Origin of the sequence: Providencia sp., assembly GCF_052096715.1 — a bacterium.
In the GTDB taxonomy this organism is placed as follows: domain Bacteria; phylum Pseudomonadota; class Gammaproteobacteria; order Enterobacterales; family Enterobacteriaceae; genus Providencia.
Map to the genome: position 1 here is coordinate 1 of NZ_JBQDNB010000015.1, position 13604 is coordinate 13604.

Consider the following 13604-nt stretch of genomic DNA (forward strand, 5'->3'; position numbering starts at 1 on the left):
ATTAAAAGTCAACTGCTCTACCGACTGAGCTAACGGCCCATCTTAAAACTTTCTATTACTTCGAATGATTCGCTTCGCTCATTTCGAACCTGCAACCAGCTTGCAAAAACTCGACTAATCTACCGACTGAGCTAACGGCCCATCTTAAAACTTTCTACTACTTTTACAATCTAAAAAACTTTAAGATGGTGGGCCGTGCGGGATTCGAACCTGCGACCAATTGATTAAAAGTCAACTGCTCTACCGACTGAGCTAACGGCCCATCTTAAAGTTTTCTAGTTAATTAAAATCTTACTAATTAATTCTCGTTTATACGGTTAAAAACCTAAGATTATCACAAACATCTGAGTAAACTTATTCTCGTATCAACGGCGGCTAATAATACTGATTTCTGACGATGGTGCAATGATTTTTTTGAAAAAAAAGACTGAATGCACACTTATCATACGGATAACCCCGAAATATTTGGGAATATGTCTTCGGGGCTATGAATTAAAGTGTACTCAACTTTTTTTCAGCAAGTTTTGAACCAGAACTATTCGGGTACTGTTTTAACACCTGTTGATAAACAGCTTTTGCTTTATCTTTTTGTCCCTTATCTTGCATGATCAGCCCAACTTTATATAAAGCTTCACTGCTCTTTTGGGATTTTGGATATTGCTTCACTACAGTCGCAAAGTAGAATGCTGCATCGTCTTTGCTACCTTTATTGTAGTTTAACTGCCCCAACCAATAATTAGCGTTAGATAGATATCCCGATTTAGGATAGGTTTTAATAAACCCTTGTAGTGAACCAATCGCTTCGTCAATTTGAGCTTTTGATTTACTGTTCATCGCAAGTTGAACGGCCGCATTATAATCATCTTTTTCATTACCACCAGCATTGGAACCCGCTGCTGGTGTGGCATCTGAAGGTGATTGTGCATTAGATGCACTTGTATCTGCTGCATCTGTTGAGTTAGTTGAATTACCGCCACCAGCATTGTCTAATTGCATGTACAAATCTTTTTGACGCTCGACAACTTGATTCAATTTGTATTCACTTTCTTGAATCTGACCACGTAGCATATCAATGTCACGTTGGTTATCAGCGAGTTGTTGCTGGATTTGATACAGAATTTGACCTTGAGAGCTAACAGCAGTCTCAAGCTGGGAGAGACGGTCTCCGGGCGAACCCGATCCGACATTGTTGATTGGCGCTTGGGCAATAGCGGTCCAAGGGACCGCTACGCCAACCAATAACGACAGACCAACTAGGAGTTGTCTGAAGTTACTGTTCATAATAGATAATTTCGCTTATCTATTAGTATGCAATGACTGCACGACGGTTTTTCGCGTAGTCTGCTTCAGTATGACCTAACACAGCTGGTTTTTCTTTACCGTAAGAAACCAGTGAAACTTGGTCACCAGAAACACCTTTGCTTTGCAGGTACATTTTAACTGCATTAGCACGACGTTCGCCCAACGCGATGTTGTATTCTGGAGTACCACGCTCATCCGCATGACCTTCAACTACAACACGTACTGATGGGTTGCTGCGCAGGAATGCTGCGTGTGCATCTAACATATCAGCGTATTCTGGAGATACGTTGTATTTGTCAAAGCCAAAGTAAACAGTGTTGTTCTGTTGCAGCTGTTCCATTTGCTGACGTGCCAGCTCTTCCGCAGACAGACCAGTGTTAGTTTGATTTGTAGAAGTATCAACACCATCTTGGTCATTGTTTTTGTTAGAGCTACAAGCTGCGACTGCCATGATTGGTAACGCGATCATCAGCCCTTTAAGCACTTTATTCAGTTGCATCGTTTAGATCCTTAATATTTTGCCACACATTATTATTATGCATCACAGATACGGCGACCAGGCAGGAAATTTTACCTGTCCATCGGTAGCCGGAAGACGCGCTTTGAAACGCCCGTCGGTCGAAACTAGCTGCAATATAGTCCCCAAGCCTTGAGAGGAGCTATAAATTACCATAGTGCCGTTAGGTGCGATACTCGGCGTTTCATCTAGGAACGTTTTCGTTAAAAACTCAACGTTATTCGTTGCCAGATCCTGTTTGGCGATATGCTGTTGACCGCCCCCAGAGCTGACCATCACTAAGAAAGTTCCATCCGGGCTTACATCAGCATCCTGATTTTGCGTTCCTTCCCAGGAAACACGTTCAGGGCTACCACCATTAATATTCATTTTATAAATTTGCGGGCGTCCCGCCTGATCTGAAGTATAGACTAAAGTTTGGCTATCTGGCATCCAAGTTGGCTCAGTATTATTACTGCGACCATCGGTTACCTGACGAATTTGCCCACTTGCTAGTTCCATAATATATAAATTCAGGCTGCCTGTTTTTGACAGAGCAAAAGCTAATTTAGTCCCATCAGGTGAAAACGCAGGAGCACCGTTATGACGCGGGAATGATGCAACCTGGCGAATAGCGCCACTTGATAGAGTCTGAATAACTAAAGCTGAACTACCGCTTTCAAACGTTACATAAGCCAGTTTTTCACCATCAGGTGACCATGCTGGCGACATTAAAGGTTCTGGTGAACGGTGAACCGTAAATTGGTTAAAACCGTCATAATCAGAAACTCGTAATTCATAAGGATATTGACCGCCTTTATTCACCACAACATAAGCGATACGGGTACGGAAAGCACCACGGATGCCAGTCAATTTCTCAAATACTTCATCACTTGCAGTATGTGCTGCATAGCGTAACCATTCTTTGGTTACTTTAAACTGATTTTGAGCAAGTACAGCGCCAGGGTTAGCCGCAACGTCCACTAACTGATAACTGACAACATAACTACCATCAGCAGCAGGCTGTACCTGACCAACAACAACCGCGTTAATCCCTAACGCAGTCCAAGCATCAGGAATAACTTCAGAAGCCGTGCCAGGTTGTTGAGGCATACGACTTGGCTCAATTGGGTTAAACTTCCCACTATTACGTAAATCAGCACCAACAATCATGCCAACCTCTTGTGGTGGTGCACCAGCACCTGCCCATTTAAAAGGCACGACACCAATCGGCTGAGCGGTATTAACACCCTCAGTGATTTCAATACGTATTTCTGCCTGAGCAATAGTAGCCCATAACATTAGGAACCCTAAAACTACTTTAAAAGCCTGCTTCATCCGTAATCTCCCTTACTGCAATATTCATCATCGCAATAATTCGCTGAATTTTAACAAAGGTATAATAACAAAACTAGATAGCACAGAAACTATTTATGCTTTTGCGATGAGTTTTTCAATGACAAAAACACTTACTCATTGAAAACTAAGGCTTAAACACTACAGTGCTACCTGCTTTATTAAATGTATCATAGACCTCTCGACTAGGTGGTTTCGGCATTGTAGCAAGTTTAGCTGCTCTAATTGCCGCATCACATAGTGCCGCGTCATTAGTTGGACTATTTTTTGGTGTAATACTAACCAATAATCCATCCGGCGCAAGCTTCAATTGGAGATCACAAGTTCGTCCACGATAACTTTCAGAATCATAGAACTTGCTTTGGATCGCCGCTTTCACTTTTCCTGCATAGCTATCCACATCTGAGTTGGAAGCGCCTGATTTTTTACCACCGCCACTTCCTGCTGCGGCTTCTCCACCTTGTTTACTTGGGCCTGATGCGGTTAAGTCACCCAGTAAGTCATCAACGGATGATGCACTTTTCGCAGCTTCTGCTTTAGCCTTAGCGGCCTTAGCTTTAGCATCTTTAGCTTCTTTGTCTGCTTTAGCTTTAGCGTCTTTAGCTTCTTTGTCCGCTTTAGCTTTAGCCTCTTTTTCAGCTTTAGCTTTAGCATCGGCTTCAGTTTTTGCTTTCGCTTCTGCATCGGCTTTAGCCTTAGTGGCTTCAGCTTCTTTCTTAGCTTGGGCTTCGGCCTTAGCCTTAGCTTCAGTTTGTTCTTTAACTAATTTTTCTTTTTCAGCTTTTGCTTGTGCAGCAGCTTCTTCAGCAACTTTTTGCTCTTCCTTGGCTTTTTTCGCTGCTTCTTTTGCTTGTTTTTGCTGTTCTTCTGCTTCTTTTAACTGCTTATCTGTTTCGCGCTCTGTTTTAATGCGCTCCTCTTCAAGCTTTTGCAGACGTTTTTGTTCCTGCTCTTGCTTTTCCCTCAGCTCAGCATCTTGTTTCTGTTCTTTCTCTTTACGCTCTTTAGCTGCCTGCTTGGCACTATTTTGCTGTTGCTGAGTTTGATTATATTGCTCAACAATCGCACCGGGGTCGACCATCACGGCATCTATAACCGTGCCTTCTTCTCCCCCACCGCCAAGTTTGACGACAGAAACTAAAGAGCCTATAACAATTAGACCAATCAAAAGGACGTGCAGAACTATCGACACGATCAATGAACGATTTAAGTTATCTTTTTTCTCTTTTGTCTTTCCCACGCTGGCTTCCAAAAAAAGAATCGTGACTAATTCGAATTCAAACTAAACAATTCAGTCTAGATAGCCTGAGTCATCAAGCCGACAGATTTAATTCCTGCACGATGCAAAATATTAAGCGCCTTAATGACTTCATCATAAGGAACTTCTTTAGCGCCGCCAATAAGGAAAACCGCTTTCGGATTTTTCTCTAGCTGTGCTTTAGCCTCAGCTGCAATCTGTTCAGGTGGAAGTAGCTCTAAGCGATCTCCATCAATCAACATATTATATTGATCCACGCCGGCTACCTCTAAGATAATCGGAGGATTATCACTCGATGATACAGTTTGCGTATCAGTAGCATCCGGTAGGTCAACCTCCACGCTCTGAGAAATAATTGGTGCTGTCGCCATAAAAATCAACAGCAACACCAACAAAACATCCAGTAATGGAACAATGTTGATTTCGGATTTCAGCTCACGTTTGCGTCTACTATTGCGCGCCATTCGCTTTTCTCCCCGTCTTATTTCTTATCAGCTGAGAATGCCTGACGGTGCAATATTGCCAGAAACTCTTCCGTGAAGTTGTCATAGCTTTGCTCTAATTTGTTTACGCGCAAGTTTAAACGGTTAAAAGCCATAACCGCAGGAATAGCAGCAAACAAACCAATAGCAGTTGCAATAAGTGCTTCAGCGATACCCGGTGCAACCATTTGCAGTGTTGCTTGCTTTACCGCACCAAGTGCAATAAAGGCGTGCATGATTCCCCATACAGTACCAAATAGACCAATATAAGGGCTAATCGACCCTACGGTACCTAAGAAAGGAATATTAGCTTCCGCCGATTCAAGCTCACGGTTCATTGAAATGCGCATAGCTCGAGAGGCGCCGGTAAGGACAGCATCAGGAGCATGAATATTCGCTTGATGTAAACGAACAAATTCTTTAAATCCAGAGTAAAATATTTGCTCTGTTCCGCTTAAGGCATCACGGCGAGCTTGGCTCTCTTTATACAGGCGAGATAACTCAATACCTGACCAGAACTTATCCTCGAACGCTTCGGCTTCACGCGTTGCCGCATTTAAAATTTTTGTTCTTTGAATAATGATGGCCCAAGATGCAATAGAAAAACCCATCAAAACGAACATTATAAGCTGAACCAATAGGCTAGCTTTTAGGAATAAATCCAGGATATTCATGTCAGTCACTGTTTAAACTCCGCGACAATAGACTTAGGAAGCGCTTTAGGCTTCATTTTTGATATGTCCACACAAGCAATTAAGGCGGTTGCCCCACAAAGTAGATTACCTTGTGAATCAACTAACCTTTGATTAAAGATTAATGAGGCACGTTTCATTTCAACAATTTGTGTTTCAACTTCTAACAGATCATCTAATCGAGCACCTTTAACAAAGTCGATAGTCATACTACGCACGACAAAGCCAAGGTTCTCAGTAAGCATGCTTTGCTGATTGATCCCTTTATTTCGCAACATTTCAGTTCTTGCCCGCTCAAAAAAAGCTAAATAACGAGCATGATAAACTACACCGCCCGCATCTGTATCTTCATAATACACGCGAACAGGCCAGCGAAATAACATAGCAACCACTCCGTCTTAGGTTAAATCAATTAACGGTGCCACTATACGCAAGACGGTGCCGCATTGGAATCACTTTGAAAGTAAAGATATCAAAAATAATTATGGGTACGATGACCCATAATGAGTAAATATACGCAAAATAATTAAAATTATAGGTAATCGACAAACGAATACAGCCAAATATCACACTTAACTTAAATTAACCTGATAACTTAATACGTAAATGTAATCACCATACAACTCAAATTATAGCGAATATAGATTAACTAAAGACTCTAATCAGTCCCCAGATAAGGATGATAGCAGCAGGAAGAGGATGAAAAACTGCTCGCCAGATGACTTTTTTAGGTTTAAAACCCACACCAAAAATCATCGAACTACAAGTTGCCCAAATTAACAGCAACCCTTGCCAAATTAAAAATGAACTGGTACTGGCTGCAAATAGGGTTGGATCCCACATCACAGCACCGGCAGTCACTAGCGCTAAAATAAGGATAAGGGCCCTTATTAGCCCCTTATCCATTAGCTGATAGGTTTTATCCACCAGCATATTATTTACTCACCATCTTTAGCTGTTTTAGCAGCTTTAGAGTCTTCAGAATGCTCTAGCGCTAATGCTGCAATCACTGCAAAACTACAAGCTAACAGAGTGCCGAGAATCCAGGCGAAATACCACATATGTTATGCTCCTTAATACAGTGAATGCTTGTTGCTTTCGATGAAGTTTTTGTCCAAACGGCCAAACATTTTGTAGTAACACCACGCAGTGTAAGCCAATACTAGCGGAACAAAAATGATAGCAACAACGGTCATAACCTGTAGAGTAAACAAGCTAGATGTTGCATCCCACATGGTCAAGCTTGCATTAGGCATAATGCTTGATGGCATGATGAATGGGAACATCGCAACGCCACATGTCAAAATAATACATGCGATAGTCAGAGATGAGCTAACAAATGCTAATCCATTCTTATCTGCTTTCGTGAACAGCATTGTAAATAATGGTAGTGCTACGCCTAAAGCAGGCAGAGCCCACAGCGCTGGATAGTTATTGAAGTTAACCAGCCATCCACCAGAAACCACTTCTACAGTTTTGTTCAGTGGGTTAGATACGCCATAAGTATCAATAGTTGAAGTTATCGCATAACCATCAATACCCATAACTAACCATACACCCGCACCAGCAAACGCTAACAGTGTTATTAAAGCAGTTAGGTAAGTTGTCTTACGAACACGCAGATGTAACTCACCTGCTGTACGCATTTGTAGATAAGTTGCACCTTGGGTAACAATCATCATCAAACTTACAACACCCGCTAACAAACCATAAGGGTTCAGCAGACCAAACAGATTACCGGTATAAGTCAGATACTGTTGATTATCAATTTGCAGTGGAACACCTAATAATAGGTTACCAAACGCAACACCGATAACTAGCGGTGGAACAAAACCACCGATAAACAGACCCCAGTCCCACATGCTACGCCATTTTGGATTCTCCAGTTTTGAACGGTAGTCAAAACCGATCGGACGGAAGAATAATGCAGCTAAAACCAAAATCATAGCAACATAGAATCCAGAAAATGCAGCAGCGTAGACTTGTGGCCATGCAGCAAACATTGCACCACCCGCGGTGATCAACCAAACTTGGTTACCATCCCAGTGCGGTGCAACGGCATTAATCATGATACGGCGTTCAGTATCCGTTTTACCTAAGATAGGTAATAAGAAGCCAACGCCCATGTCAAAGCCATCCGTGACAGCAAAACCAATCAGCAGAACGCCGATAAGGATCCACCACACAAATCGAAGAACTTCATAATCAAACATAAGTGGACTCCTATTTACTGAACGTCGTGTGTTGAACTGTTTTTCTGTTCAAAATGGTAACGACCCGTTTTCAGGCTACTAGGGCCTTTGCGAGCAAATTTGAACATCAAGAACATTTCAGCAATTAAGAACAGCGTATACAGACCACAAATCAGGACTAAAGAGAAGATCAGGTCATGAGTAGTCAAGTTAGAGTGTGCAACCGAAACAGGTAACACCTCACCAATTGCCCACGGCTGACGACCATACTCCGCAACAAACCAGCCTGATTCAATTGCAATCCATGGTAATGGAATACCATATAGAGTCGCACGCAGTAACCATTTGTTTTGACCAATACGGTTGCGTACAACAGCTAAGAAAGACAATCCAATAATTAAGAGTAGTAAGAAGCCAACACCAACCATGATACGGAATGCCCAGAATAATGGACCTACGTTCGGGATACTGTCTTTCACTGCTTGTTGGATTTGTGCTTCTGTTGCATCAACAACGTTTGGTGCATATTGTTTCAGCAGAAGACCATAACCGAGGTCGATTTTGCTTGCTTCAAATGCTGTACGTAGAGCAGGATCTTTGTCACCAGCTAAAAGCTGTTGCAACTGACCATAAGCAATCATACCGTTACGAATACGAACTTCATGCTGTTTCATTAAGTCTTTCAGACCTAAAACAGGTGTATCCAGTGAACGTGTTGCGATGATACCCATTGCCCAAGGAATAGAAATAGCGAATTTATTCTCTTGCTTTTCAGTATCAGGCCATGCAATCAGATTAAATGAAGCCGGAGGTGGGTGAGTTTCCCATTCTGCTTCAACTGCAGCGAGTTTAGTTTTTTGCACGTCACCCATTTCGTAACCTGACTCATCACCAAGCACGATAACAGACAGAACCGCAGCAATACCAAAACTTGCAGCAATTGCAAAAGAACGTTTAGCAAAAGCAACATCACGTCCTTTTAGCAAGTAGTATGAACTAATACCAAGAATGAACATGGCACCAGTACAATAACCCGCAGCAACAGTGTGAACAAATTTAACTTGTGCGACAGGGTTCAGCACTAGCTCCGAGAAGCTAAGCATTTCCATGCGCATGGTTTCAAAGTTAAAGTCAGAAGCGATAGGGTTTTGCATCCAACCATTCGCGACCAAAATCCACAATGCAGAGAAGTTAGAGCCTAAAGCAACCAACCAAGTCACCGCGAGGTGCTGATTTTTGCTTAAACGATCCCAACCAAAGAAGAATAAACCAACAAAGGTAGATTCTAAGAAGAACGCCATCAAACCTTCGATTGCAAGAGGTGCACCGAAGATATCTCCGACATAGTGCGAATAGTAAGACCAGTTAGTACCGAATTGGAACTCCATAGTCAAACCAGTTGCAACACCTAGGGCAAAGTTAATACCAAATAACTTACCCCAGAACTTAGTCATATCTTTATAAATTTGCTTACCAGATAGTACATATACCGTTTCCATAATCGCAAGCAAAAACGCCATACCAAGCGTCAATGGTACAAATAGGAAATGGTACATCGCAGTCATGGCAAACTGTAATCTTGACAGTTCGACAATATCAAACATCTTGACTCCTTGCTCCTAGCAGGAAGACACCGACTTGCGGCAACCCGGCCTTCAGTTTAAAACCGAAGGACCTCTTAACTACCAGCAAAAAATGCCTCAAAACAACAAATAATTAACAAAAGGAAAAGAACTAACTACACTATAATAATAGTACGCTTATCTTTACATACAATAAACTTCTTTTACGTGATTCAGATTTGAATTCTGACTTTACATCAAGAATTATACTATTTAATAGATAAAGACATATTTGATCGAGCACCAATTTAAGCAATTTAAACAAATAAAGCCAGTAGCAATGAATTGATTTACGTCAATTTTTTGCTTTTTGTTAATTGATTGAAGCCACAAACAATTAATCGTTATTTAGATGTTAATTTGCTGTTATTGACAATGAAGCAAATATGCATTTTTCTTTAAAAGATTAACAAAAAAATATTATCTTTCTTTTAAACATTCAAAAAAAGAATATTTAATTTATTATAGTATCTTATTTTGCAGTTATTACGAATTTTATTAAAAAAAGAACTTATCTCAACTAATTGTCTATTTATCGTTAATTAAAATCACTTTAAATCCATAAAATTGATGTACCGCAAATTACGTATTTCTCCATTAATTGTGCTTTCCTTTCCCACAACCAAAAATCATACTCACTATATCTAAACATCGCTAACGCACTTTATACCATGGTGACAGCGGAATCTTATTTCATTTTATACATTGATTAAGCCTATAGTATAAACGCCAGCTATAAAAAAACCCGCATCCAAAATAGATGCGGGCTTCTGTCTCTTACTCTAAACGCGAATAAATAACTCGCGCTTAGCTTACTTGTTTAGCAATGATTTTACTGCATCGCCGATATCTGCAAGGCTACGAACAGTTTTCACGCCAGCGGCTTCTAAAGCAGCAAATTTCTCATCGGCAGTACCTTTACCACCAGCGATAATTGCGCCCGCGTGGCCCATACGCTTACCTTTCGGCGCCGTAACACCTGCAATATAACCAACCACAGGTTTAGTCACGTGCTCTTTAATATATGCAGCCGCTTCTTCTTCTGCGTTACCACCAATTTCACCGATCATAACAATCGCTTCAGTTTGTGGATCTTCTTGGAATAATTTCAAGATATCGATAAAGTTAGAACCCGGAATAGGGTCGCCACCAATACCGACACATGTAGATTGGCCTAATCCTGCATCTGTGGTTTGTTTAACCGCTTCATAGGTCAACGTTCCTGAGCGAGAAACAATTCCAACTTTACCTGGCAGATGAATGTGCCCCGGCATAATACCAATCTTACACTGACCCGGTGTGATAACCCCTGGGCAGTTTGGACCGATCATGCGAACGCCTGCTTGGTCTAATTTTACTTTAACTGTCAGCATATCCAGAGTTGGGATACCTTCAGTAATAGTAATAATTAGCTTAATGCCTGCATCGATAGCTTCTAAGATAGAATCTTTACAAAATGGTGCTGGCACATAGATAACTGATGCAGTCGCGCCAGTTGCTTCTACAGCTTCACGCACGGTATTAAATACAGGAAGGCCTAAATGCGTTGTACCGCCTTTACCTGGTGTGACACCGCCAACCATTTTTGTACCGTAAGCAATAGCTTGTTCTGAGTGGAATGTACCTTGACCACCCGTAAAACCTTGGCAAATTACTTTGGTGTTTTTATCGATTAAAATAGACATTATTTAGCCTCCGCTGCTGCTACTGCTTTTTTAGCTGCATCAGTCAGGCTGTTAGCAGCAATAATATTCAAGCCACTTTCTGCCAGTTTTTTCGTTCCGAGTTCAGCATTATTACCTTCTAAACGCACAACAACTGGCACATTGACGCCAACTTCTTCAACTGCACCAATGATACCGTCGGCAATCAGGTCGCAACGAACAATACCACCAAAAATGTTAACAAAAACCGCTTTAACATTTTCATCTGAAAGGATGATTTTAAACGCTTCAGTTACGCGCTCTTTAGTTGCCCCGCCACCGACATCAAGGAAGTTAGCTGGGGAACCGCCGTGCAATTTAACGATATCCATCGTTCCCATTGCAAGACCCGCACCATTAACCATACAACCAATGTTGCCATCGAGAGCAACATAATTCAGTTCCCACTGAGCGGCTTGCGCTTCACGCGCATCTTCTTGGGATGCATCATGCATTTCACGCATTTCTGGCTGACGATATAATGCGTTGCTATCAATTCCTAATTTACCATCTAAGCAAATCAGGTCACCCTCGGTATTAATAACCAGTGGGTTAATTTCAGCTAATGCAAGATCGCGCTCAAGGAATAACGTTGCTAGACCCATGAAAATTTTAGCAAACTGGCTAACTTGTTTACCAGTTAAGCCTAATTTGAATGCAAGCTCACGGCCTTGGTAAGGCATAGGACCTGTCAGTGGATCAATACTTGCTTTATGAATTAACTCAGGCGTTTCTTCAGCAACTTTCTCAATTTCAACGCCACCTTCAGTTGACGCCATGAATACGACACGACGAGTGCTACGGTCAACAACGGCACCTAAATAGAGTTCTTTTGCAATATCAGTCGCCGTTTCTACCAAAATTTGGTTAACCGGCTGACCGTTTGCATCTGTTTGATAGGTTACTAAGTTTTGACCTAACCACTTTTCAGCAAATGCACTGATATCGTTGATATCATTTGTAACTTTAACGCCACCTGCTTTACCACGTCCACCTGCATGAACTTGGCATTTAATGACCCAAGGACCATTACCAATTTTTTTAGCAGCTTCAAGGGTTTCAGCGACCGTTGAACAAGCATAGCCTGTCGGCGCTGGCATACCATAACGTGCAAACAGCTGTTTTGCCTGATACTCGTGTAAATTCATGATGTTCTATCCATAATTAAGTCTGAAGAGGCGTTTATTCGCCTCTGCAATTGTTACTGATTTAGCAACCAGCGAACTGGTTACATCGGTTACTTCAGACCGGGCAGGTTGTACCCTGCCCTGTTATGTTGCTATACGTCTAGCAGTAAACGAGTTGGATCTTCCAGCATATCTTTGATAGCGACTAAGAAGCCCACTGATTCACGACCATCAACTAAACGGTGGTCATAAGACAGCGCTAAATACATCATAGGAAGAATTTCTACCTTACCATTTACAGCCATAGGGCGGTCTTTAATGGCATGCATGCCTAAAATTGCGCTCTGTGGTGGGTTAATGATAGGGGTGGACATCAGAGAACCGAATACGCCGCCATTAGTGATAGTGAAATTACCACCCGTTAAGTCTTCAACTGTTAACTTACCGTCGCGACCTTTGATAGCCAGTTCTTTAATATTTTTTTCAATATCAGCCATGCTCATGCCATCAACATCACGTAAAACTGGTGTTACCAAGCCTCGTGGCGTTGAAACTGCAATACTAATATCAAAGTAGTTATGATAAATCACATCAGAACCGTCAATAGAAGCATTCACTTCTGGGTAACGTTTCAGTGCTTCAACCGCCGCTTTAATATAAAAAGACATAAAGCCTAAACGTACGCCATGACGTTTTTCAAATGCTTCACCGTACTGGGTACGTAAGTCTTTGATTGGCTGCATGTTGATTTCGTTGAACGTGGTCAACATCGCCGTAGTATTTTTCGCTTCCAGTAAACGCTCTGCAATACGTTTACGCAGACGAGTCATTGGAACACGTTTTTCACTACGATGTGCTAATGGAGCTTGTGGAGCTGCCGGTGCTTGAGCAACTGCTGCTGCCGCAGGTTTGTTAGTTGCTAAATGTTTCTCAACATCTTCACGCGTTAAACGACCACCAACACCCGTTCCTTTAATATCTGCTGCATTCAAGCTGTGCTCAGCAATTAGGCGACGAATAGCTGGGCTCAGCGCATCATTGCTTTCAGTTTCTAAGCTACCAGTTTGACGTTGTGCAGGTGTCGATACCTGAGCTTCTTTAACTTCAGCAGGAATACCAGTGCTATCACCTAAACGAATACGGCCTAATAACTGTTTAGATAAAACAGTTGCGCCTTCTTCTTCAACGATAGCTTCTAAGATACCCGCTTCACTCGCAGGAACTTCTAAAACCACTTTGTCTGTTTCGATCTCTACCAGCACTTCGTCACGCTCGACTCTATCACCTGCCTTTTTATGCCATGTGGCAACCGACGCATCTGCAACGGATTCAGGAAGATCGGGAACAAGAATTTCTACGCTACTCATTTTGTAT

Annotated in this window: 14 protein-coding genes and 1 tRNA gene; all 15 read right to left on the reverse strand. The window is 41.9% G+C overall.

Annotation, left to right across the window (positions count from 1 at the left end):
* Positions 1 to 186: 186 nt before the first annotated feature.
* The 15 genes from ACTH6U_RS12550 to odhB all read right to left on the reverse strand — a co-directional run bounded on the left by ACTH6U_RS12550 (position 187) and on the right by odhB (position 13597).
* Positions 187 to 262, reverse strand: a tRNA-Lys gene (locus ACTH6U_RS12550).
* 230 nt (positions 263 to 492) lie between these two features.
* Positions 493 to 1281 (reverse strand): tol-pal system protein YbgF, encoded by a 789-nt coding sequence (gene ybgF, locus ACTH6U_RS12555; protein WP_294109999.1) that lies wholly within the window; start codon positions 1279 to 1281, stop codon positions 493 to 495.
* A 22-nt stretch (positions 1282 to 1303) separates the two neighbouring features.
* Entirely contained in the window at positions 1304 to 1801 is a 498-nt protein-coding gene (gene pal, locus ACTH6U_RS12560) for a peptidoglycan-associated lipoprotein Pal (protein ID WP_047756402.1), read from the reverse strand.
* Between the two features lie 42 nt (positions 1802 to 1843).
* Positions 1844 to 3136 (reverse strand): Tol-Pal system beta propeller repeat protein TolB, encoded by a 1293-nt coding sequence (gene tolB, locus ACTH6U_RS12565; protein ID WP_336431006.1) that lies wholly within the window; start codon positions 3134 to 3136, stop codon positions 1844 to 1846.
* A 145-nt stretch (positions 3137 to 3281) separates the two neighbouring features.
* A complete protein-coding gene (gene tolA / locus ACTH6U_RS12570) occupies positions 3282 to 4394 on the reverse strand; it encodes a cell envelope integrity protein TolA (RefSeq protein WP_294109989.1) in 1113 nt (370 codons plus the stop codon).
* Positions 4395 to 4450: 56 nt separating this feature from the next.
* A complete protein-coding gene (gene tolR, locus ACTH6U_RS12575) occupies positions 4451 to 4876 on the reverse strand; it encodes a colicin uptake protein TolR (protein ID WP_294109987.1) in 426 nt (141 codons plus the stop codon).
* Positions 4877 to 4893: 17 nt separating this feature from the next.
* Positions 4894 to 5577: a Tol-Pal system protein TolQ gene (gene tolQ, locus ACTH6U_RS12580; protein WP_294109984.1), complete on the reverse strand. Its 684-nt coding sequence runs from the start codon at positions 5575 to 5577 to the stop codon at positions 4894 to 4896.
* Positions 5574 to 5969, reverse strand: a complete 396-nt coding sequence (gene ybgC / locus ACTH6U_RS12585; RefSeq protein ID WP_434720137.1) for a tol-pal system-associated acyl-CoA thioesterase — start codon at positions 5967 to 5969, stop codon at positions 5574 to 5576. Before ybgC ends, tolQ begins: the two co-directional genes overlap by 4 nt.
* Before the next feature lie 262 nt (positions 5970 to 6231).
* The gene (gene ybgE / locus ACTH6U_RS12590; protein ID WP_294109980.1) at positions 6232 to 6519 is read right to left on the reverse strand and encodes a cyd operon protein YbgE; all 288 of its coding nucleotides are present in this window, start codon (positions 6517 to 6519) and stop codon (positions 6232 to 6234) included.
* Positions 6520 to 6524: 5 nt separating this feature from the next.
* Entirely contained in the window at positions 6525 to 6647 is a 123-nt protein-coding gene (gene cydX / locus ACTH6U_RS12595; protein ID WP_068441571.1) for a cytochrome bd-I oxidase subunit CydX, read from the reverse strand.
* A 12-nt stretch (positions 6648 to 6659) separates the two neighbouring features.
* A complete protein-coding gene (gene cydB, locus ACTH6U_RS12600; protein ID WP_294109970.1) occupies positions 6660 to 7799 on the reverse strand; it encodes a cytochrome d ubiquinol oxidase subunit II in 1140 nt (379 codons plus the stop codon).
* A gap of 14 nt (positions 7800 to 7813) precedes the next feature.
* On the reverse strand, positions 7814 to 9382 hold the full coding sequence (gene cydA / locus ACTH6U_RS12605) for a cytochrome ubiquinol oxidase subunit I (RefSeq protein ID WP_294109967.1): 1569 nt from the start codon (positions 9380 to 9382) through the stop codon (positions 7814 to 7816).
* Positions 9383 to 10212: 830 nt separating this feature from the next.
* Entirely contained in the window at positions 10213 to 11085 is an 873-nt protein-coding gene (gene sucD / locus ACTH6U_RS12610) for a succinate--CoA ligase subunit alpha (protein WP_294109964.1), read from the reverse strand.
* A complete protein-coding gene (gene sucC / locus ACTH6U_RS12615; RefSeq protein WP_294109962.1) occupies positions 11085 to 12251 on the reverse strand; it encodes an ADP-forming succinate--CoA ligase subunit beta in 1167 nt (388 codons plus the stop codon). The genes sucD and sucC overlap by 1 nt, the downstream gene beginning before the upstream one ends.
* A 131-nt stretch (positions 12252 to 12382) precedes the next feature.
* The gene (gene odhB / locus ACTH6U_RS12620; protein WP_441829647.1) at positions 12383 to 13597 is read right to left on the reverse strand and encodes a 2-oxoglutarate dehydrogenase complex dihydrolipoyllysine-residue succinyltransferase; all 1215 of its coding nucleotides are present in this window, start codon (positions 13595 to 13597) and stop codon (positions 12383 to 12385) included.
* Positions 13598 to 13604 lie beyond the last annotated feature (7 nt).

Excerpts from the sequence above, each read along its gene's own strand:
- cydB (WP_294109970.1), bottom strand. The coding sequence starts at position 7,799 with ATGTTTGATTATGAAGTTCTTCGATTTGTGTGGTGGATCCTTATCGGC.
- ybgC (WP_434720137.1), bottom strand. The coding sequence starts at position 5,969 with ATGTTATTTCGCTGGCCTGTTCGCGTGTATTATGAAGATACAGATGCG.
- cydA (WP_294109967.1), bottom strand. The coding sequence starts at position 9,382 with ATGTTTGATATTGTCGAACTGTCAAGATTACAGTTTGCCATGACTGCG.
- tolB (WP_336431006.1), bottom strand. The coding sequence starts at position 3,136 with ATGAAGCAGGCTTTTAAAGTAGTTTTAGGGTTCCTAATGTTATGGGCT.
- tolR (WP_294109987.1), bottom strand. The coding sequence starts at position 4,876 with ATGGCGCGCAATAGTAGACGCAAACGTGAGCTGAAATCCGAAATCAAC.
- ybgE (WP_294109980.1), bottom strand. The coding sequence starts at position 6,519 with ATGCTGGTGGATAAAACCTATCAGCTAATGGATAAGGGGCTAATAAGG.
- sucC (WP_294109962.1), bottom strand. The coding sequence starts at position 12,251 with ATGAATTTACACGAGTATCAGGCAAAACAGCTGTTTGCACGTTATGGT.
- ybgF (WP_294109999.1), bottom strand. The coding sequence starts at position 1,281 with ATGAACAGTAACTTCAGACAACTCCTAGTTGGTCTGTCGTTATTGGTT.
- cydX (WP_068441571.1), bottom strand. The coding sequence starts at position 6,647 with ATGTGGTATTTCGCCTGGATTCTCGGCACTCTGTTAGCTTGTAGTTTT.
- odhB (WP_441829647.1), bottom strand. The coding sequence starts at position 13,597 with ATGAGTAGCGTAGAAATTCTTGTTCCCGATCTTCCTGAATCCGTTGCA.
- sucD (WP_294109964.1), bottom strand. The coding sequence starts at position 11,085 with ATGTCTATTTTAATCGATAAAAACACCAAAGTAATTTGCCAAGGTTTT.
- pal (WP_047756402.1), bottom strand. The coding sequence starts at position 1,801 with ATGCAACTGAATAAAGTGCTTAAAGGGCTGATGATCGCGTTACCAATC.